The 21,191-nt window shown below is 70.3% G+C and carries 17 protein-coding genes and 1 rRNA gene; 15 read left to right on the top strand and 3 right to left on the bottom strand.

The window, feature by feature from the left end; genetic code table 11:
* The first annotated feature begins 194 nt into the window (after positions 1–194).
* The 5 genes from H300_RS24555 (at position 195) to H300_RS0102125 (ending at position 4,273) form a co-directional block, all read left to right on the top strand.
* Complete coding sequence (locus H300_RS24555; protein WP_486583471.1) at positions 195–704, top strand: hypothetical protein; 510 nt, start codon at positions 195–197, stop codon at positions 702–704.
* An 11-nt stretch (positions 705–715) separates the two neighbouring features.
* Positions 716–2,275: a hypothetical protein gene (locus tag H300_RS0102140; protein ID WP_028426095.1), complete on the top strand. Its 1,560-nt coding sequence runs from the start codon at positions 716–718 to the stop codon at positions 2,273–2,275.
* A 38-nt stretch (positions 2,276–2,313) separates the two neighbouring features.
* Positions 2,314–3,531, top strand: a complete 1,218-nt coding sequence (locus H300_RS0102135) for a S8 family serine peptidase (RefSeq protein WP_037978919.1) — start codon at positions 2,314–2,316, stop codon at positions 3,529–3,531.
* A 70-nt stretch (positions 3,532–3,601) separates the two neighbouring features.
* Positions 3,602–3,967, top strand: coding sequence for a WXG100 family type VII secretion target (locus H300_RS24550; RefSeq protein WP_051269346.1), 366 nt, complete (start codon positions 3,602–3,604; stop codon positions 3,965–3,967).
* Positions 3,968–3,985: 18 nt separating this feature from the next.
* Entirely contained in the window at positions 3,986–4,273 is a 288-nt protein-coding gene (locus H300_RS0102125; protein ID WP_051269344.1) for a WXG100 family type VII secretion target, read from the top strand.
* Positions 4,274–4,455: 182 nt separating this feature from the next.
* Here the strand turns inward: H300_RS0102125 and H300_RS0102120 are convergent, their stop codons facing one another.
* A complete protein-coding gene (locus H300_RS0102120; protein WP_028426092.1) occupies positions 4,456–8,415 on the bottom strand; it encodes a type VII secretion protein EccC in 3,960 nt (1,319 codons plus the stop codon).
* Positions 8,416–8,588: 173 nt separating this feature from the next.
* Here H300_RS0102120 and eccD point away from each other — a divergent pair, with 173 nt between their 5' ends.
* From eccD to H300_RS24545, 6 genes are all read left to right on the top strand, one after another.
* Positions 8,589–10,094: a type VII secretion integral membrane protein EccD gene (eccD, locus tag H300_RS0102115; RefSeq protein WP_051269341.1), complete on the top strand. Its 1,506-nt coding sequence runs from the start codon at positions 8,589–8,591 to the stop codon at positions 10,092–10,094.
* A 225-nt stretch (positions 10,095–10,319) separates the two neighbouring features.
* Entirely contained in the window at positions 10,320–10,610 is a 291-nt protein-coding gene (gene rpsO, locus H300_RS0102110) for a 30S ribosomal protein S15 (RefSeq protein WP_028426090.1), read from the top strand.
* 262 nt (positions 10,611–10,872) lie between these two features.
* The gene (locus H300_RS0102105) at positions 10,873–13,101 is read left to right on the top strand and encodes a polyribonucleotide nucleotidyltransferase (RefSeq protein ID WP_028426089.1); all 2,229 of its coding nucleotides are present in this window, start codon (positions 10,873–10,875) and stop codon (positions 13,099–13,101) included.
* Entirely contained in the window at positions 13,098–14,489 is a 1,392-nt protein-coding gene (locus H300_RS0102100) for a M16 family metallopeptidase (RefSeq protein ID WP_028426088.1), read from the top strand. The genes H300_RS0102105 and H300_RS0102100 overlap by 4 nt, the downstream gene beginning before the upstream one ends.
* An 89-nt stretch (positions 14,490–14,578) precedes the next feature.
* Complete coding sequence (gene dapB / locus H300_RS0102095; protein ID WP_028426087.1) at positions 14,579–15,352, top strand: 4-hydroxy-tetrahydrodipicolinate reductase; 774 nt, start codon at positions 14,579–14,581, stop codon at positions 15,350–15,352.
* 6 nt (positions 15,353–15,358) lie between these two features.
* Complete coding sequence (locus H300_RS24545) at positions 15,359–15,859, top strand: hypothetical protein (protein WP_051269339.1); 501 nt, start codon at positions 15,359–15,361, stop codon at positions 15,857–15,859.
* Here H300_RS24545 and H300_RS0102085 read toward each other — a convergent pair.
* Together H300_RS0102085 and H300_RS0102080 are read right to left on the bottom strand one after the other, a co-directional pair.
* Positions 15,847–16,401 (bottom strand): PH domain-containing protein, encoded by a 555-nt coding sequence (locus H300_RS0102085; protein WP_028426086.1) that lies wholly within the window; start codon positions 16,399–16,401, stop codon positions 15,847–15,849. The two genes, H300_RS24545 and H300_RS0102085, sit on opposite strands and share 13 nt — an antisense overlap.
* A 168-nt stretch (positions 16,402–16,569) precedes the next feature.
* The gene (locus H300_RS0102080; RefSeq protein ID WP_028426085.1) at positions 16,570–16,800 is read right to left on the bottom strand and encodes a hypothetical protein; all 231 of its coding nucleotides are present in this window, start codon (positions 16,798–16,800) and stop codon (positions 16,570–16,572) included.
* A 265-nt stretch (positions 16,801–17,065) separates the two neighbouring features.
* Between H300_RS0102080 and thyX the strand changes: the two genes are divergently transcribed.
* The 4 genes from thyX to H300_RS0102060 all read left to right on the top strand — a co-directional run.
* Positions 17,066–17,758, top strand: a complete 693-nt coding sequence (gene thyX, locus H300_RS0102075; RefSeq protein WP_051269413.1) for an FAD-dependent thymidylate synthase — start codon at positions 17,066–17,068, stop codon at positions 17,756–17,758.
* Positions 17,759–17,916: 158 nt separating this feature from the next.
* Complete coding sequence (gene dapA / locus H300_RS0102070) at positions 17,917–18,816, top strand: 4-hydroxy-tetrahydrodipicolinate synthase (protein WP_028426083.1); 900 nt, start codon at positions 17,917–17,919, stop codon at positions 18,814–18,816.
* Positions 18,817–18,923: 107 nt separating this feature from the next.
* A complete protein-coding gene (locus H300_RS0102065) occupies positions 18,924–20,609 on the top strand; it encodes a ribonuclease J (RefSeq protein ID WP_028426082.1) in 1,686 nt (561 codons plus the stop codon).
* Between the two features lie 507 nt (positions 20,610–21,116).
* Positions 21,117–21,191, top strand: a 16S ribosomal RNA gene (locus H300_RS0102060); the annotation flags it as partial.

The following is a 21,191-nucleotide window of genomic DNA, read 5'->3' as shown; positions in this document are numbered from 1 at the left end:
ACCGATGGACGCCCGTCACCGTCGTGGGGAGGCGCGGAGCGGAGCAATAGACCATTGCACCGCGGGCGGAAGGCCGTCATGCTGTCGGAGTCACCGGCCGGGGGGCCGGTTCGTGTCCGGTGCAACTACCGGGATGCGGCGGAGGGTTCCGCTCCACTACCTTGCAGTCGGAACAGCTTTGTCATGCGGCTAGAGTGACCAGGTACGCCGCGTGTTACGGGGACGGCTCAGGCCAGGGGGACTGGATGCTGGACGACGGCAACGGGGGGCTTTACGCCCCCGCAGCCGGTGCGAAGGACTTCAAACGAGCAGCGGAGACTCTCAAGGCCTTCAAGAAGCGGGTCGACGCCATCCTGGAGAATCTCGAGAACTCGGAGGCGTCCCGGACCCGGATCAGCCGCCACGAGGTCGCCCGTGATTCCTTCGGCACGGGTTTCGGCGAGGCCCAGGACCTGCACCTCCAGTACGCGCAGGTGCACAGCCAACTGACCCGGCTGTCGAAGACGTTCGGAGACCAGATCGAGGCGATGGGGATCGCCGTCCAAGGCGCGGACATCGGCTTCGACAACCTTGAGGACGACCTGCGCGAGCGCTTCTGGTCGATCCAGAAGCAGACGAAGGACGGCTACGAGCCCCGGCCGGCCGGCGACTCCGACAAGGAGCGCAGCGGGGACGCCACGGGCGCAGACATCCGGCTGGAATAGGAGCCCAACGCATGGCAGAGAGCGAGGGACGACCGGAGGTGCCGGATGCTGCACCGCAGCTTGCCGTCACGGATGTGCGGCGGGTCGTCTCGTCCATCGTGCCCCTCGGCACGGGGGACGGGAACCTCGGCCGGACGAACTTCGAGAACCGCAGGCTGAACGAGATGGTCGCCATGGTGGAGAACGCCAAACCGGCCGACCTGGAGGCTGCTGCGGATGCCCTGTGGCGGGCCGCCGGAGACATCGACGACATCGGTGAGGACATCAAGAAGTACGCCGAACGGGTGGACTGGGAGGGCGATACCGCCGACGCGTTCCGCCGCTGGGCAACCGACCTGGCGAAGAACACCCTGCAACTGGGGGAGTACACCAGCACCGCCGGGATGCAGCTCAAGGCAGCGGCGATGGGCCTCGCCTCGGTCAAGAGCGGAATGCCGCCGCGCGACCCCACGGAGGGCCTCGGTTTCGGAGTGCTCCTGAGTGAGGTTCCGACGCCCGCGCAGGTCGACGGGAACCCGGCGTACGAGGCCGCGAAGGAGCAGGCCGCCTCGAAGCGGGAGGAGGGCCGTCAGGAGGCGATCATCCAGATGAACAAGCTCAGCTCCTACTACCAGGTCTCGCGCGACACCATGGCAGCCCAGAAGCCCCCCACCTTCGCCCCCATGCCCGACGTTGGTGTGCCTTCCGCAAATGACACGGTGCGTGACTCCGTGATCCTGAGCCCCTCGGGCGGTCCGCCGCCAGTCGAGCGGGTGGCTCGTTCGGGGCCGGAGGGAGCGGGCCACGTGACCGCGCCGGAAGGCGTTTCGGCGTCCTCTGTCCAGCCTGCTGACAGCGTCGTTCGCACTGAGATGAACAGCGCCACCTCCTCGGTACTGAACTCCGCCGATTCCGGTCCTCGCAACGGCCCAGGAGAAAGTGGGGCCGGCGTGGCAACCGGGGGTTCCTCGGCGCCGACAGCGCTGCCGGCGGGCCCTGCTTCTCTGCTCCGTCCCGGGGGGCGGAACGCCGCAGTCCAGGGGGGACGCCCAATGGTTTCGGGAGCCTCGGCAACCGGGAGCATCGATCCACGCGGCATTGCCGGTGGGAGTGCTCCCGGAGCCGCTGGCCGCCAGGGGGCCTCGGGTATTCCTGCGCGCAGCGGCCGGACCGAAGGCATCTTCGGCGGCACGTCCAGTCGAGCTGGGGAGGGCCCGGTCGGCGGGCGAGGTGCTGGTTCCGGGCACCCGATGACGAGCCGGGGGCCGGTTGGGCCCGTTTCGGATGGTGCCGGAAACAACGCCGGGCGTCGCGTCGCGTTCGATCGAAGTGGCGTCGTCGGCAATTCCGGCTCGGCCTCCTCCGCCGGTGGCAGGGGCAGAGGTGAGTTCACCCCTGGTGGCACTGGGCTGGCCCGAGGAGCGCCCGTCAACACCGACACGTCACGCCGGGCCGGTGCCACCGGGATTGGCGCTCGGAGGCCCGGAGCCAAGGAATCCACTCCGGACGAATCCAGGCGCCCCGACTACCTGGTCGAAGAAGCGGAGACGTGGAAGGACCGCCGGAACACGGCCCCACCCGTGGTCGACTGATGCGAATGAGTGCACGGATGAGAACAGGAATACGAGCGATGTCGGCGACGGTGTCGGTCTCGGCTGCGCGTCGCGGCCTTGCCTGCGTGGTGGCGGTCCTCGCGGCAAGTGTGCTGGGTCTCGCCTCGGCGGGGCCGGCATCAGCCGAGGACATCAGCGCCCAGCAGTGGTATCTCGAGCCCATGGAGGCCGCGGAGATGAGGTCGGTGAGCACAGGGGAGGGTGTCACGGTCGCAGTGCTCGACTCGGGGGTGAACCCGTCGACCGCGACGCTTGAAGGGCGGGTGCTCTCTGGGCAGGATGTCACTGACGCCTCCGGCGGCGCGCACGATGACTACACGGGCCATGGGACCACCATGGCGGAGTTGATCGCAGGTTCCGGGGCCGAGGGCGGAGTGCAGGGATTGGCACCGGGGGTGAAGATTCTCCCCATCCGGACCGCGGTTGAGGGGATTCCCGGCGTGGAGGACAAGGACACGCTCTACAAAGCGCTGCGGGTCGCGGCGGACAGTGACGCCCAGATCATCAGCATGTCAGTCGCCGGGTACCCCTACTCGAAGCTCGAGGATGCGGTGGGATACGCCGCCTCCAAAGGCAAGCTGATGTTCGCCGGTGCCGGAAACGACGGGGAGAGCGGAGAGACCACCGGTTATCCGGCCTCCTACGATCAGGTGGCCGGCGTGGCAGCGTTGGACAAGTCGAGCGTCGGCGCCGATTACACGCAGGCTGGCGACATCACCCTGGCTGCTCCCGGCTCGGCCATCCCCGGATGGTGCAACAGCAGTCTGTCGAGTTACTGCGTCGAGGACGGCACCAGCAACGCCACGGCTATCGCATCGGCTTCGGCGGCTCTCATCTGGTCCATGCACCCGGAGTGGACGGCGAACCAGGTGCTGCGGGTGATGATCGACACCGCTGGGCGCCCGGAGGGGGAGTTGCCGAGCAAATACGTCGGCTACGGAGCGGTGCGGCCCGGCATGGTGCTCCTGAAGGGCGAGGGGAACCCGGGGGACCCGGACCAGCATCCGCTGCTGGCTGCCGATCCGACGGCGGCGCCCTCGCCGAAGGAGTCGGAGAGGGCTCCCGAGGCGGAAGCCGCCGCCGGGTCGGACGACCCCGGTGACGATGCGGCGGCGGGGGCTCCGGACGAGGCGGAGGACGCGTTCCCGGTGGTGGCGACCGTTGCCGTCGGGGTCGCCGTGGTCCTCGTCGTTGCCGCAGCGGGGTACGTCCTGGTACGGCGCCGCCGTGGCTGAGATCGAGCGGGCGGCCTCGGGTGCCGCCTGCTCACGCACGAAACACCGTCAGCTCTGAAGGAGGGGCATTATGGCCGAGGGAAGCAACCCCGGTGCCGGGTTCAAGTCGGAGGAACAGAACCTCAAGGACCTGATCCGCGAGGTCGGCGAGATGCAGACGACCCTGCAGGGCAGGATCAGCAGGCTCAACGCCGCGGTGGACGCGATCGAGGGCGGCTGGAAGGGCTCGGCACACGGTGCCTACGACCACTTGCAGCGGAACGCGAACGAGTACGCGCGCAAGCTGCAGAACCGCCTGCGGTTCATGCAGGAAGCGCTGGAGATGAGCAAGGACGGCTTCACCGCGAACGAGGTGGAGCAGATGGAGAACTTCAAGAAGACCGCGGGGCAGAGCCCGATCAGCGACTTCGTTGCCACGACGCCGAGCGTCAAGTAAGCGGTAGGGGAAATCACCATGACCATTCAGATCACGTACGGCACGGTCACGTCGGCCGCCGGTGACATCCGCAAGGCCGGCGAGGACATCGGCACCCAGTTGGAGACGCTGCACGGCAAGGTGAAGAGCGTCGTGGCGCAGTGGGACGGTGAGGCCCAGGAGGCGTTCAACGTCAAGCAGCGCGGTTGGGAGGAAGAGGTCCGGGGCCTGAAGACCACGCTGACGGCGATCGCCAACGCACTGGACAACGCGACGGCCGGCTACCAGGGCACCGACAGGAAGGCGGCGCAGCGCTTCGACTTCTGAGGCCGCTCCCCTTCCCGGCGCTCGGGCGAGGCGGCCCGGCCCGCCTGCCGCTCCCGCATCCCTCGTAGCGCCGGAGGCCCGTGGACACCGCAAGGTGTCATGGGCCGTCCGGCGCGTCCCGGGTGCCCACTCCGCGTCCGCGGCGCCTCCGCCGTGCCCCGCCTCCGACTCCGCCGCTGGGGTCAGGCCGTCTCGTCGGGGAGCCAGCCGAGCTGGACGAGTGGGGCGCCGCGCTTGCGGGACGCGAAGACGCCCCGGCCGGTCGGCATCGGGCGGGCGCGGACGTTGCCGATCAGGTCGCCCTCCATCGGGTCGCCGTCCAGTACGACGCCCTGGGCACCGAGTTCCTTGATCCGCTGCATGAACGGCTCGTAGAACGAGCGGGAGGCTCCGGAGGCGTTGCGGGCGATGATGAACCGCACGCCGATGTCCCGGGCGAACGGCAGGTGCTCGGTCAGTACGGCGAGCGGGTTGCCGTGGGAGTTGGCCACCAGTTCGTAGTCGTCGACGATGATGAAGATCTGCGGCCCGGACCACCAGCTCCGGTCGCGCAGTTGCCGCGGGGTGACGTCGTCCGGCGGGGTCCGCTTCTCCATGAGGTCCTGGAGCGCCGACATGTGGGTGTCCATGGCGTTGGACATGGCCGCGTAGACGATGAGGTGCGACTCGGGGATGGCGCTGAGCAGCGACCGACGGTAGTCGGCGACCACGATCCGGGCCTCCTCGGGGGAGTACCGCTCGGTGATCTGCTTCGCCAGCAGCCGCAGCAGCGCGGACTTGCCGGACTCGCTGTCGCCGAAGACGAGGAAGAACGGATCGGTCTCGAAGTCCACGAAGACCGGTTCCAGGGCGGTCTCGTCGATCCCGAAGGCCACTCCGCGCTCCGGGTGGGAGTCACCCCGTGGGAGCTGCTCGGCGGCCAGTTCGCGGGGGAGTAGGCGCACCCGGGGGGCCGGCGCGTGCGGGCAGGCCTCGCCGACGCGTGCGACCATGGCCGCGGTGCCGTCCGAGAGGTCCTCGTCGGAGCTGCTGCCGTCGATGCGCGGCAGGGCGGCCATGAAGTGCAGCTTCTCGGGCGTCTGGCCGCGGCCGGGGGCTCCGGCGGGCACGTTGGCAGCCACCTTGCGGTCGAACTCGGAGTCCATGGTGTCTCCCAGGCGCAGTTCGAGCCGGTTCATCAGCTGGTCCTTGAGCGCGGGACGCATGTCCATGCTGCGGGAGACGGTCGCGACGATGTGGATGCCGTAGCCCAAGCCGCGTCCCGCCATGTCGGTGACGACGTCCTGGAGCATCTCGTACTCCTGCTTGAAGTTCCCCCAGCCGTCGATGACCAGGAAGACGTCGCCGAAGGGCTGGTCGGTGATCTCCTTGCGGGTGCGCCGACGCCGGTAGGTGCCGATCGAGTCGAGGCCGTGGGCGCGGAAGTACTCCTCCCTGCGCACCAGGATGCCCGCGACCTCCGCCACCGTGCGGCGGACCCGCTCGGGATCGAGCCGGGACGCGATGTCGCCCACGTGCGGCAGTCCGGCGACGGCCGCGAGTCCGCCGCCGCCGAAGTCCAGCCCGTAGAACTGCACCTCGGCCGGGGTGTGGGTGAGTGCGAAGGCGGAGACAAGGGTCCGCAGCAGTGTCGACTTGCCGGACTGCGGCCCGCCGATGATCAGCATGTGGCCCGCGGCGCCCGAGAAGTCCCGTACCAGGACCTCGCGTCGCTGCTCGAAGGGCTTGTCGACGAGGCCGAGCGGGACGCGGAGACGACCGGTGCCGGCGAAGTCCGGCGCGGTGGGCCCGTGCCCCTCGACCGCGGTCAGGCCCGGGAGCAGCTCGTCCAGCGGCGGTGCGGAGTCCAGCGGGGGCAGCCAGACCTGGTGGGCGGGGGTGCCCTGGCCCTCCAGCCGCCGGACCACGACGTCGAGCACGGTGTCGGCCAGCGCGTCGTCCTCGGCGGGTGCGGTGCGGCCGGGGTCCGGCCGGTTCTCGGTGTAGACGGCGGGGACCGGTGCGGCGGTGAACACCACTGGGCGGCGGCGCAGTTCCCGGCTGCCACTGCTCGGCCGCGCGGTGCCCCGGCGGTATACGCCGGAGACGTAGGCGGCTTTGAAGCGGTCCATCTCCTCGGTGCCGTGCTTGAGGTAACCGGACCCGGGGACGGACGGCAGGTGGTAGGCGTCCGGGACGCCGAGCGCGGTGCGTGATTCGGACGCGGAGAAGGTGCGCAGGCCGATCCGGTACGACAGGTAGGTTTCCAGGCCGCGCAGCCGCCCCTCCTCGAGGCGCTGGGAGGCGAGCAGCAGGTGCACGCCCAGCGAACGCCCGATCCGTCCGATCTGGATGAACATCTCGATGAAGTCCGGCTTTGCGGTGAGGAGTTCGCTGAACTCGTCGATCACGATCACCAGGGACGCAATCGGGTCGAGCGGCGCGCCGGCGGCCCGGGCCTTCTCGTAGTCGTGGATGTTTGCGTAGTTGCCGGCGGCCCGCAGCATCTCCTGCCGGCGGTTCAGCTCGCCTCGGATGGAGTCGCCCATCCGGTCCACCAGGGTCAGGTCGTCGGCCAGGTTGGTGATCACCGCGGACACGTGCGGCATCTGGGACATCCCGGTGAAGGTGGCGCCGCCCTTGAAGTCGGCCAGGACGAAGTTCAGGGTCTCCGAGGAGTGCGTGACGGCGAGCCCCAGCACCAGTGTCCGCAGCAGTTCGGACTTGCCGGACCCGGTCGCGCCGACGCAGAGCCCGTGCGGACCCATGCCGTCCTGGGCGGCCTCCTTGAGGTCCAGCATGATCGGCTGGCCCTCCTCGCCGACGCCGATCGGAACGCGCAGCCGGTCGGACTGCGACCGCAGCCGCCAGGTGCGTGCGACGTCCACCGAGGCGGCGTCCCCCAGCCCGAGCAGCTCAGTGAACTCCAGGTTGGCCAGCAGCGGTTCGTCCTCGTCCCCGCCGACGCCCATCCGCAGCGGGGCGAGTTGCCGGGCCAGTGCCTCCGCGGTCTCGAAGGCCAGTCCGTCGGGCTCGCCCTCGTAGACCATGCCCCGGCCGGACTCCAGTCGCAGTTCGCCCGGCCCCACCACGACGGAGAGACCGCCGCGCTGCTCCCCCAGCTCACCGGGGACGATCTCGATCACGGTGACGCCCTGGATGCCCTCGGGGGAGGCGAGGAGGGACGTGGGCCCGACCGTCGAGCCGTCGAGCACCACCACCACGTGCGGCTGGTCCAGCAGCGGGCGGCCCTCCGGCGCGAACCGGGGCCGACCGTCCAGGCGGGCGCGCAGCAGCTCCTCCAGCTCGGCGGGCTCCTCGCCGATCAGCCGCTTGGTCCCGGCGCCGTCAGCGGTGCCCGTCACCTGCACGTGCGGCAGCCACTTCGCCCACTCCCAGCGTGCCGCGGCCCGTTCGCCGCCCGCTCCCACCGCGAGGACCAGGTCGTCCGGCGAGTGCAGCGAGACCAGTTGCGCGACGACTGCCCGGGCGCAGTCGTGCACCTGCTCGGGCCTGCCGGAGACCGTCAGGTGGTAGAAGGCCCGCAGCGAGACCGCCATCGGCAGCCCGTCCAGCGTGCTGTGCGTGGCGATGAAGCGTTGCATGGCACCGCCGGTCAGCGGCTCCAGCTCGTCCACCGGTGCGGTCTCCGGTGCCACCAGCGGAGTGTTGAGCTGCTGCGCCCCCAGGCCGAGCCGGACCTGGGCGAAGTCCGGGTCGCCGGGGCGGCGTTCCCACACCCGGCTGCTCTCGGCCACCAGCGACCACAACTGGTCCGGCGCCGGGTGGAGGTAGAACTGCGCGTCGCGCTGCTTGCGCGCCGTCCGCCGCACGGAGTGCCTGGTCTGGGCGAGATACTTGAGGTAGTCGCGGCGGGTCTGCGCCATCTGCCCGAGTGTGCCTCTGCGAAACCGCACGATCAGCGCGATGATCATGGCGAACGTCGACATCATCATGATGACGCCCATGATCCGCATGAAGGGGGCGGGCGAGATGAAGAAGAACACCATGGAGCCGCCCATGCCGAGCATGGGCACGATCTGCATCAGCACGCCCTCCTGGGGACCGCGCGGGAGTTCCGGCGGGGACTCCAGGTGCAGCTCCTCACCGGGCACTTCCGGGGGCAGCGCGCGCGGCGGGCGTTTGACGACGATCTGACTCACGAGCCCACCAATCCCTCAGGGGGGCGGAGAGGTCCCCGGCCGGTGCCCCCGTGGCGAACGGCCCCCCTCCGCGCGGGGCGATCCTACTTGCCCCGCCCGCGACGCCCGCCCGATAGGGTGTCCGACGGCCCGGGCGCCCGTGTGCGCACCAGCGAACGAGGGGGACGAGAGAGTTGAGCACGTCAGCAGCGGCCGCACCCGGCCACTCGCCCGCGCTGGCCACGGGCGGGTCCGACACCGGTTTCGTCCGGCTGACCGTCGCCGCGCCCGACCGCAGGATCGACGTGGCGCTCCCCGAGGACGTCCCTGTCGCCACGCTCCTGCCGGAGGTGCAGCGGCTGAGCGTCCGCTCCCCGGAGGAAGGCGCCCCGGTCGGCCACCATGTGGTGCGGACGGACGGGACGGTGCTGGACGCCTCCCGCTCGCTGCTGGCCCAACAGGTACTGGACGGCGAGGTGCTGAGCCTGCGCCCGTTCTCGGAGTCGCTGCCGCCCGCGGTGTTCGACGACGTCTCGGACGCGGTCGCCGCCGCGGTGACCCGGGACCGCACCCTGTGGAACGACCGGATGATGCGCACCAGCGGCCTGGTCGGCGGTGTGACGGTCCTCGCGCTGATGGGGGTCCTGTTGTGGTTCGCCGACCCGGTGGGCCACGACATGCACGGCCTGCCCGGGATCGTGGCCGCCGTCACGGCCGTGCTGCTGCTCGCCCTCGCACCGGTTCGGGCCCGGATCTACGACGACAGCGGGGCCGCCACCGCGCTCGGCCTCGCCGCCCTCCCGCACGCGATGATCGCCGGCAGCGGGTTGCTCCCGCTCCAGGAGGGGCACGGGGTGGGACGGCTCCAGTTCCTGCTGGCCTGCGTGGCCCTGCTGGTGGCCGCGTCCGCGCTGGTCGCCTCGCTGCCCGGGTCCGACAGCGCCTTCATCGCGGCCGCGGTCGCCGGAGGGGCCGGCACCCTGGCCACCTTCGTGGTGGTGCTCGGCGACTTCGACGCCCTCTCCGGTGCCGCCGTGAGCGTGCCGGTGGCGCTGGGCGCGGTGGCCTTCCTGCCCGGGCTGTCCTCCCGCTTCGCCCGGCTGCCGATCGGCTACGCGCCACCCCGCCCCGGCCAGGACACCGCGGGCGCCGGGGACGGACTCGGCGACGACCCGTTCGCCCCGGTCGAGCCGGGCCCCGTCGACGCGGAGCGCATCGCCGTGCGCGCCCGCCGCGGCCACGAGGTCCTCCTCGGTCTGGTCGGCGGCTTCTCCGCGGTGGTGGTCGCCGCCGCGGCGGTGCTGGGGTTCGCCGGGAACGGCTGGGCGCAGGCGCTCGCGCTGGCCGCGGGACTCGCGATGCTGATGCGCGCCCGTCTCTTCCGCTACACCGCCCAGGTGTCCTGCGCTGTGGTCGCCGGCCTGGGTGCGATCGTGTTCCTGGTGCTCGGAGTGGCGCTGGGCACCGCACCGGGCGAAGCCGGGACCCTGGACGTCCGGACGCTGTGGGTGGCAGCGGCCCTCGCCGCCGGAGCCGCCGCGCTCATCGCGATCGGCCTGACCGTCCCGCGCACCGGCGTGACCCCGTTCTGGGGGCGCCTCCTCGACCTCACCGAGGGCTTGGTCCTGCTGTCGCTCACTCCGTTGGCGCTGGCGGTCCTGGACGTCTACTCCGCGGCCCGGTCGATGACCAGCGGCTGAGCTGGTGTAGTCTGCCCGGTGGCCGTTTGTGTACGCACCTGCCGGATCAACCGGCTCCATCCAGTCGACGCCAGCCCACGGCGAACCGGGCCGGTCGACTGCGGAGCCGCTGGAGGAAGCGCCCAGCGGACCCCGCCGTCCGAGTCACGGAAGCTCCCCTGAGAACAAGACCAGGGGCACTCGGCGGCTCCGCCCATCAGGGCCGGAAAACCCGAAGGAGTACGCGTGTCCTCTCTCGACGCAGCGACCAAGAAGCAGATCATGACGGATTTCGCCACCAAGGAGGGCGACACCGGCTCCCCCGAGGTCCAGGTGGCGCTGCTCTCCCGTCGGATCTCCGACCTGACGGAGCACCTCAAGCTCCACAAGCACGACCACCACTCCCGCCGTGGTCTGCTGCTGCTCGTCGGCCAGCGCCGTCGGCTGCTGCAGTACCTCGCGCGCAAGGACATCCAGCGCTTCCGTGCGCTGGTCGAGCGTCTCGGCATCCGCCGCGGTGCCGCTGGCGCCCGCTGAGCTCTGACGGAGGGGGCGGCTCCCGGACACGGGACCGCTCCCTTCGTCGTACCGCGTGCGGCGCAGAAACTTTGTAGTCTGGGCCCGCAAGAGAAAGCACGCGGCGGGGCGCGCCCGCTCGACGTCGGTCCTCGGTAGTGGCCCCCGGACAGGACACCGTTCCGGGAGCTTCGATCGAAGACCGGCCCGCACCGGGAGCGCTCCACCGAACAGACGGTTCGCCGCCACACGGGCGGCGAACGCAGACGAGGAGATATCCCTGGTGGAGAACGAGACCCACTACGCCGAGGCCGTCATCGACAACGGCACCTTCGGCACCCGCACCATCCGCTTCGAGACCGGCCGCCTTGCCAAGCAGGCCGCCGGATCGGCGGTCGCGTACCTGGACGACGAGACGATGGTCCTCTCGGCCACCACCGCGTCCAAGCACCCCAAGGAGCAGCTGGACTTCTTCCCGCTGACCGTGGACGTCGAAGAGCGCATGTACGCCATCGGCAAGATCCCCGGTTCCTTCTTCCGCCGCGAGGGGCGCCCCTCCGAGGACGCCATCCTCACCTGCCGGCTGATCGACCGCCCGCTGCGCCCCACCTTCAAGAAGGGGCTGCGCAACGAGGTCCAGATCGTGGAGACCATCGAGGCGCTCAACCCCGACCACCTCTATGACGTGGTCGCCATCAACGCGGCGTCCTGCTCCACTCAGCTCTCCGGCCTGCCCTTCTCCGGGCCGATCGGCGGCACCCGGGTGGCGCTCATCAACGGCCAGTGGGTCGCGTTCCCGACCCACACCGAGCTGGAGGACGCCGTCTTCGACATGGTCGTCGCCGGCCGCATGCTCCCCGACGGCGACGTCGCGATCATGATGGTCGAAGCCGAGGCCACCCAGAAGACCGTCGAGCTGGTCAAGGGCGGTGTCGAGGCGCCGACCGAGGAGGTCGTCGCCGCCGGCCTGGAGGCCGCGAAGCCGTTCATCCGTATCCTCTGCAAGGCGCAGTCGGACCTGGCCGCCAAGGCGGCCAAGCCGGTCGCCGACTTCCCGGTGTTCCTGGACCACCAGGACGACGTCCTCGACGCGCTGGGCAACGCCGTCCGCGACGAGCTGGCCCAGGCGCTCACCATCGCCGCCAAGCAGGAGCGCGAGACGGAGCTGGACCGCGTCAAGGCGCTCGCCGCCGAGAAGCTGCTCCCGCAGTTCGAGGGCCGCGAGAAGGAGATCTCCGCCGCGTACCGCACCCTGACCAAGCAACTGGTCCGGGAGCGCGTGATCAAGGAGAAGACCCGGATCGACGGTCGCGGGCTGACCGACATCCGCACCCTGGCCGCCGAGGTCGAGGCGATCCCGCGGGTGCACGGCTCGGCGCTCTTCGAGCGCGGCGAGACCCAGATCCTGGGCGTCACCACGCTGAACATGTTGCGCCTGGAGCAGATGCTCGACACCCTCTCGCCGGTGACGCGCAAGCGCTACATGCACAACTACATCTTCCCGCCGTACTCCACCGGCGAGACCGGCCGCGTCGGCACTCCCAAGCGCCGCGAGATCGGCCACGGCGCGCTCGCCGAGCGGGCGATCCTCCCGGTCCTGCCGACCCGCGAGGAGTTCCCCTACGCGATCCGCCAGGTCTCCGAGGCGCTGGGCTCCAACGGCTCCACCTCGATGGGCTCGGTCTGCGCCTCGACCATGTCGCTGCTGAACGCCGGTGTGCCGCTGAAGGCTGCCGTCGCCGGTATCGCGATGGGCCTCATCTCCCAGGAGATCGAGGGCGAGACGCACTACGTCACGCTCACCGACATCCTCGGTGCGGAGGACGCCTTCGGCGACATGGACTTCAAGGTCGCCGGCACCCGTGACTTCGTGACGGCCCTTCAGCTCGACACGAAGCTCGACGGCATCCCGGCCTCGGTGCTCGCCGCCGCACTGAAGCAGGCGCGCGACGCCCGGCTGCACATCCTCGACGTGATGGCCGAGGCGATCGACGTTCCGGACGAGATGTCCCCGAACGCGCCGCGCATCATCACGGTGAAGATCCCGGTGGACAAGATCGGCGAGGTCATCGGCCCCAAGGGCAAGATGATCAACCAGATCCAGGAGGACACCGGCGCCGACATCACGATCGAGGACGACGGCACCATCTACATCGGTGCCGCCGACGGCCCGGCCGCCGAGGCCGCCCGTGCGACCATCAACGGCATCGCCAACCCGACGATGCCCGAGGTCGGCGAACGCTACCTGGGCACGGTCGTCAAGACGACCACCTTCGGCGCCTTCGTCTCGCTGCTGCCCGGCAAGGACGGGCTGCTGCACATCTCGCAGATCCGCAAGCTCGCCGGCGGCAAGCGCGTGGAGAACGTCGAGGACGTCCTCGGCGTCGGCCAGAAGGTCCAGGTCGAGATCGCCGAGATCGACCAGCGCGGCAAGCTCTCGCTGATCCCCGTCCTGGAGGACGAGGCGGCGGAGGGCGGCGACTCCGAGGAGAAGGACGACGCCGACCAGTGACGCGCGACGCCCGTCCGACGGCCCGCCCCTCCGCTTCGGAGGTGCGGGCCGTCGCCCGTACCCGGCCGCGCACGGCCACTCTGATCGAGGGCGAGAACGGCGTCGGCACGGTCCGTCGTACGGTCCTCCCCGGGGGGCTGCGCGTCGTGACCGAAACCCTGCCCTCCGTGCGCTCGGCCACCTTCGGTATCTGGGCGCACGTCGGCTCCCGGGACGAGCCCCCGGCACTCGGCGGCGCCACGCACTATCTGGAGCACCTGCTCTTCAAAGGCACCCGCAGGCGCAGCGCCCTGGACATCTCCGCCGCGCTGGACGCGGTCGGCGGTGAGATGAACGCCTTCACCGCCAAGGAGTTCACCTGCTACTACGCCCGCGTGCTGGACACCGACCTGCCGCTCGCCATCGACGTCGTCAGCGACATGCTCACCGGTTCGGTGCTCCGTGCGGAGGACGTGGAAGCCGAGCGGGGCGTGATCCTCGAAGAGATCGCCATGACGGAGGACGACCCGGGCGACTGCGTGCACGATCTCTTCGCGCAGACCGTGTTCGGCGACACCCCGCTGGGGCGCCCGGTCCTGGGAACCGTGGAGACGGTGGAGTCCCTCGACCGGGATCGCATCGCCCGCTTCCACCGGCGGCACTACGATCCGACGCACCTGGTGGTGGCCGCGGCCGGCAACATCGACCACACGCAGGTGGTCCGCCTGGTGGAGGAGGCCTTCTCCCGGGCGGGGGCCCTGGACGCCGTCGACGCCGAGCCGGTGTCGCCGCGCGGGGGCAGCCGACGGCTCCGGCCCGGCGGCCGGGTGGAGCTCCTGGACCGCCGCACCGAGCAGGCGCACCTCGTGCTCGGCATGCCCGGCTTCGCCCGGAACGACGAGCGCCGGTGGGCACTGGGGGTGCTCAACGCCGCGCTCGGCGGCGGCATGAGCTCCCGGCTCTTTCAGGAAGTCCGCGAGAAGCGTGGACTGGCCTACTCGGTGTACTCCTCCACCTCCGGCTTCGCCGACTGCGGCCTCTTCGGCGTCTACGCCGGCTGCCGGCCGGGGCAGATCGACGACGTGCTGAAGATCTGCCGGGACGAGCTGGCGCAGGTCGCCGAGCACGGCCTCACCGACGAGGAGCTGCACCGCGCCGTCGGCCAGCTCTCCGGCTCCACGGTGCTGGGCCTGGAGGACAGCGGCGCCCTGATGCACCGGATCGGCAAGAGCGAGATCTGCTGGGGCAGCCACCTGTCCACCGACCGCATGCTCGCGAAAATCGCCGCGGTGACTCCCGACGAGGTCAGGGAGGCCGCGGCCGTGGTGCTGGGCCGCGCGCCCTCACTGGCGGTGATCGGTCCGCTGACCGAGCGGCAGTCCGCCCGGCTGCAGGACTCCGTGGCCTGACACCTCGTGTCAGTGCCCGGCAGAATGGAACGACATCCCGGGGCGCCGAGCTGCGGGCACGGCTTCCCGCCCGCGACAGGAGAGACACGATGAGCACGGAGAACACGGGGCGCAGGCTGCGCGTGGCAGTGATCGGCGCCCACGGGCGGATGGGTTCCGAGGCGGTCAGGGCCGTGACGGCCGCCGAGGACCTGGAGCTGGTCGCCGCGCTCGGCCGGGAGGACAGCCTGGACCGGCTGACCGAGGCGAAGGCCGAGGTCGCGGTCGAGCTGACCCACCCGGACTCCGTGCTCGCGAACCTGGAGTTCTGCGTCCGGCACGGCATCCACGGCGTGGTCGGCACCACCGGCTGGACGGACGAGCGGCTGGGCGCCCTGCGCGGGCTGCTCGGCGGCTCGCCGGAGACAGGGGTGCTGATCGCGCCCAACTTCGGCATCGGCGCCGTGCTCAGCATGCGCTTCGCCCGCGAGGCGGCCCGGTTCTTCGAGTCCGTCGAAGTCGTCGAACTGCACCACCCGAACAAGGCGGACGCCCCCAGCGGCACCGCCGTGCGCACCGCACGACTCGTCGCGGAGGCCCGCCGGGAGGCGGGCTGCGCCGTGCAGCCCGACGCCACGAGCAGCGGTCTGGACGGCGCCCGGGGCGCGGACGTCGACGGGGTCCCGGTGCACGCCGTCCGGCTGCGCGGGCTGGTCGCCCACCAGGAGGTGCTGTTCGGTGGCGAGGGCGAGATGATGACGATCCGGCACGACTCGATGAACCGCTCGTCCTTCATGCCGGGCGTCCTGCTGGCGGTCCGCCGCGTTGTGGACACGCCCGGGCTGACGTTCGGCCTGGAGCACTTCCTCGACCTGGACGGCTAGGCCCTCATGCGAGCAAAGCTCACGTACTTCGCTCTGGCCACCGTGCTGGTGGTCTACTTCGTGCTGGTCGGCAGCCGCGGCGTGCTGCTCATCCGTCAGGGCACCGCGGTCACGATCCCCTTCGGGGTGGCCGTGCTGGTGCTGCCCTTCATCGGCGCCTGGTTCCTGTGGCACAGCACCCGCTTCGCCTGGCAGGCGGGCAGACTCGGGTCCGAGCTGGAGGCCGAGGGCGGCCTTCCGGTGGACGAGCTGGAGCGCACCCCCAGCGGACGCGTCGACCGGGACTCCGCGGACGCGGTGTTCGCCGCGCGGGAGGCGGAGACGCAGGCGCATCCGGACGACTGGCGGAGCTGGTTCCGGCTCGCGGTCGCCTACCACGACGCCCGCGACACACCCCGCGCGCGCAAGGCGATGCAGCACGCGATCCGGTTGCGCAAGGTGGCACCCCCCGTTTCCCGTGGGACGGGCAGAGGGGGGACCGGGACCACCGGAGCTCAGGCCCGGTAGTCGGCCGCCCAGGCCTCCAGCACGTCCGCGGCCCGGTCGAAGGCCTCCGGCTTGGCGAGGAAGTCGGCGTTGTGATCAGTGACGAGCGCCCGCAGCGGTTCTCCCTGCTTGAGGTCCACCGTCAGCGCCTGGCCCTGGACCGTCCTCGGCAGTCCGAGCCAGCGGACCGGTTGCTGGGCCGTGCGGACCGCGGCGATCTCGGACCAGGGCAGCGTGCGCGTGTGGAACACCCCGACCCGGCGCAGGCCGTGCGAACTGACCCAGAGCCCGACCCGCAGCAGCCGGAGCGCGAAGCCGATCGCGACGCCGGCCGAGGTGATGCAGAGTCCGGCGCCGCCCAGCGTCCCGGCCACCGCGATGACCACAGCGGAGATGAGCAGGTAGGAGGCGAGCAGCAGGAGCAGGGCCGCGCCGGCGACCCGCCAGGGGCCCGGCCGGTAGGGGCGCCGCCAGTAGCCCGGATCAGTGTGCGGGAGCGGCGTCTCCGCGGGATCGTCGGTCGTGCTCAGCTCTCGGTCGGCCGTCAGAAAGGTCAGGGGCACGGCTGGGTCCTCGCTCGCGGTCCGTCTCGGGGGCAGGACGGGGGCCGGGCACGCGCACCGGGCATTGAAGCCCGGCAGCGCGGCGCCGGAGTCCTGTGACGGGTGAGGCTATCGGGGGAGCGGGACAGTGGCCACCTCCGGGGGCGCGGTTCGGCGCGCCCGGAGTCCTCAGCGGCTCTCGGAGGCTTCCTGCTCCGGGTCGCCGTGGTCGACCTCCAGCGCGGGCATGCCCAGCAGGAGGGAGCCGGCCAGGCCGGCGACGAGCACGAGCCCGAGCAGGGTGCGGCCGAGGATCTGCGGCAGCGAGGCCTGTTCGGGCGGCGGCGGGGCGACATCGCTGCGGAACCGGTCGGCCTCGGCGACGAAGGCGAACGGAACGGGCTCTCCGCGGCGGGACATGGGGCGATTCCTTCTCTCATCGGGGTATCTGCGCATCTGCCCGTACAGACGGTCGGGGAGGGGCGGAAGTTGCCGTTTCCGGAAATTTTCTGCGCGCGGTTCCGGAAACCGCGCGACCGCCCGGAGCGCAACTGCCCGGAACCGCCCGCCGCCCCGTCGTGGGCCACCGGACATGTCCGACCGGGGCCGTAGGCTGTGCCGTGCCGTTGACCGCAGTACCTGGAAGGACCCGCCGGTGACCGACACCCCCCGCTTCCGAAGCGACATGACCGTCGAACTGGTCAAGCACAGCGCCGGCGACACCGACGTCCTGTGGGCTGCCCGGGTGTCCACCGCCGGCGAGCAGTCGCTGGAGGAGCTGGAGAAGGACCCGGAGCGCTCCAAGGGGCTGATCAACTACCTCATGCGGGACCGCCACGGCAGCCCGTTCGAGCACAATTCCATGACCTTCTTCATCAGCGCGCCGCTGTTCGTGTTCCGGGAGTTCCACCGACACCGGGTGGGATGGTCGTACAACGAGGAGAGCGGTCGCTACCGCCGCCTCGAACCGGTCTTCTACGTCCCCGACGAGTCGCGAAAGCTGGTCCAGCGGGGTCGCCCGGGCAAGTACGAGTTCGTCGAGGGCACCGAGGAGCAGCAGAAGCTCGTCGGAGAGGTCATGCGGGGGTCCTACGAGCGGTCTTTCTCGGCCTACCAGGACATGCTGGAGGCCGGAGTGGCGCGCGAGGTCGCCAGGGCCACTCTTCCGGTGGGTCTTTATTCCTCCATGTACGCCACCTGCAACGCTCGGTCGCTCATGCACTTCCTGGGCCTGCGGACCCAGCACGAGAACGCGGTCGTGCCCTCGTTCCCGCAGCGTGAGATCGAGATGGTGGGCCAGTCGATGGAGGCCGCCTGGGCGGAACTGATGCCGCTCACGCACGCCGCCTTCAACACGAACGGGCGCGTCGCACCGTAGCCGCCCGTTGTGTCCGGATTGCGACATTTCAAGAAGTTCATCTAGGCTGATTCCACGGACCCGGCGCTGCGTGAACCCCCGAGCAGGCAGCGCCGGGCTCCGATTCCGACCTGCCCCGAGGGGACACCTGGCGGGAAGCTACGAGTAGCGTGGTACCCATGGCTCCGACCTCCACACCGCAGACGCCCTTCGGGCGGGTCCTGACCGCGATGGTCACGCCGTTCACTGCGGACGGCGAACTCGATCTCGACGGCGCTCAGCGCCTTGCCGCCCACCTGGTGGACGCCGGCAACGACGGTCTGATCATCAACGGCACCACGGGCGAGTCCCCGACCACCAGCGACGCGGAAAAAGCCGACCTGGTCCGGGCCGTGGCCGAGGCCGTGGGAGACCGGGCGCATGTGGTCGCCGGAGCCGGCACCAACGACACCCGGCACAGCCTGGCGCTGGCCCGGGCCGCGGAGCAGGCCGGGGCCAACGGCTTGCTGGCGGTCACGCCGTACTACAACAAGCCGCCGCAGGAGGGCCTCCTCCGGCACTTCACGGCCATCGCGGACGCCACCGAACTCCCGGTGATGCTCTACGACATCCCGGGCCGCTCCGGTGTCCCCATCAACACCGAGACCATCGTCCGTCTCGCCGAGCACCCGCGCATCGTCGCGAACAAGGACGCCAAGGGCGACCTCGGGCGCGCGAGCTGGGCCATCGCGGCCAGCGGTCTGGCCTGGTACTCCGGCGACGACATGCTCAACCTGCCACTGCTCTCGGTCGGCGCGGTCGGCTTCGTCTCGGTCGTCGGCCACGTGGTCACCCCGGAGCTGCGGGTCATGCTCGACGCCCACCTCAACGGCGACGTCAGCAAGGCCACCGAGATCCACCAGAAGCTCCTGCCGGTTTTCACCGGGATGTTCCGCACCCAGGGCGTCATCACCTGCAAGGCCGCGCTGACCCGGCAGGGCCTGCCCGCCGGTCCGCTCCGGCTGCCGCTCGTCGAACTCAGCGAGGAGGAGACCCTGCAACTGCGGCGCGACCTCGCCGCGGGCGGGGTCCAGCTCTGAGCACTGCTCACTTCGCAACTTCATACGCACCAACAACTGCAAGTGCACAACAGTCGCACACGCCACGTGCCCTTGGGGCCCGTGGCGTGTGTGGTGAGGAGAGTCCTTTGAGTCATCCACATCCCGAGCTCGGCCGCCCGCCGAAGCTCGCCAAGGGCGGCCTCCGGGTCACCCCGCTCGGCGGCCTGGGCGAGATCGGCCGCAACATGACCGTCTTCGAGTACGACGGCCGGCTCCTGATCGTCGACTGCGGAGTGCTCTTCCCCGAGGAGGAGCAGCCCGGCATCGACCTGATCCTGCCGGACTTCACCTCGATCCGGGACCGGCTCGACGACATCGACGGCATCGTGCTCACGCACGGGCACGAGGACCACATCGGTGGCGTTCCCTTCCTGCTCCGCGAAAAGCCCGACATCCCGCTCATCGGTTCCAAGCTGACGCTCGCGCTGATCGAGGCGAAGCTCCAGGAGCATCGCATCCGGCCCTACACGCTGGAGGTCAAGGAAGGGCATCACGAACGGATCGGCCCCTTCGCCTGCGAGTTCGTCTCGGTGAACCACTCGATTCCGGACGCCCTGGCCGTCGCGATCCGGACCCCGGCCGGCATGGTGGTGCACACCGGCGACTTCAAGATGGACCAGCTGCCGCTCGACGGCCGGCTGACCGACCTCCGGGCGTTCTCCCGGCTCGGCGAGGAGGGCATCGACCTGCTGCTCTCCGACTCGACGAACTCCGAGGTCCCCGGCTTCGTACCGCCCGAGCGGGACATCGCGCAGGTGCTGCGGCAGGTCTTCGCCGGCGCGCAGAAGCGCATCATCGTGGCGAGCTTCGCCAGCCATGTGCACCGCATCCAGCAGATCCTCGACGCGGCACACGAGAACGGGCGCCGGGTGGCGTTCGTCGGCCGATCCATGGTGCGCAACATGGGCATCGCCCGGGACCTGGGCTATCTGAAGGTGCCCGGCGGCCTGGTGGTCGACGTCAAGACGCTCGACGACCTGCCGGACAGCGAGGTCGTCCTGGTGTGCACCGGTTCGCAGGGCGAGCCGATGGCGGCGCTGTCCCGGATGGCGAACCGCGACCACCAGATCCGTATCGTCCCGGGGGACACCGTGATCCTGGCGTCCTCGCTGATCCCGGGGAACGAGAACGCGGTGTACCGGGTCATCAACGGCCTCACCCGCTGGGGCGCCAACGTGGTGCACAAGGGGAACGCCAAGGTGCATGTCTCCGGGCACGCCTCGGCCGGGGAGCTGCTGTACTTCTACAACATCTGCCGGCCCCGGAACCTGATGCCGGTGCACGGCGAGTGGCGGCATCTGCGGGCCAACGCCGAACTGGGCGCGCAGACCGGGGTGCCCCGGGAGCGAGTGGTCATCGCCGAGGACGGTGTGGTGGTGGACCTGGTCAACGGAAAGGCGAACATCGTCGGCAAGGTGCAGGCGGGTTACGTCTACGTCGACGGCCTCTCGGTGGGCGACGTCACCGAGAACGCGCTCAAGGACCGGCGCATCCTCGGGGACGAGGGCATCATCTCCATCTTCGTGGTGGTGGACAGCAGCAGCGGGAAGATCGTCGGAGGGCCGCACATCCAGGCCCGCGGCTCGGGAATCGACGACGCCGACTTCAGCGCCGTGCTCCCCAAGCTGGACGAGGCGCTGGGCAGGGCGGCCCAGGACGGTGTCGCCGAGGTCAACCAGCTCCAGCAACTGGTGCGCCGGACGATGGGCAAGTGGGTCTCCGACACCTACCGCCGCCGACCGATGATCCTGCCGGTCGTCGTCGAGGTCTGACGGGTGGGGCCGACCCCGCCGAGGGGAGCCGGGTACCCGGATTTGCATCCGGGCGCCCGGCTCCAGTAAGTTGATGGTTCCACCCCAGGGAAAGCAGCCGCTCACGCGTGCGCGCCGGACCGGGGGATGGAAATCCGGGCTCAGGAAACCTGATAAAGTCTGGACACGCCGAAAGGCGAAGGGAGTTCCGACTCCCACCGGAACGAACTCGCCGGAAACGGCCGGGGGAAAGTCTGGTAAAGTCGGGGACACACCGAAGGGAAGCGCCCGGAGGAGCCTGGGAGGGTTTCGAAGGAAGCGTCCGTTCTTTGAGAACTCAACAGCGTGCCAAAAGTCAACGCCAGATATGTTGATACCCCGTCCGGGGGTGGGTGATTGTGGTTGTCATGGTTGCCTGCCTGTGGATGTGGTTTCTTTGAGTATTGATGAACACAGCGAGGACGCAGTGGATGCGGGGCTTATTCCGGCTTCGTGTTCCGCTCCCTGTGGTGTCTTCATTTTGAAGCATTCATGGAGAGTTTGATCCTGGCTCAGGACGAACGCTGGCGGCGTGCTTAACACATGCAAGTCGAACGATGAAGC

It is taken from the genome of Streptomyces sp. TAA040, from assembly GCF_000424845.1.
The sequence above is the reverse complement of the archived record's forward strand: the minus strand, read 5'-3'. Positions and strand labels throughout refer to the sequence as shown.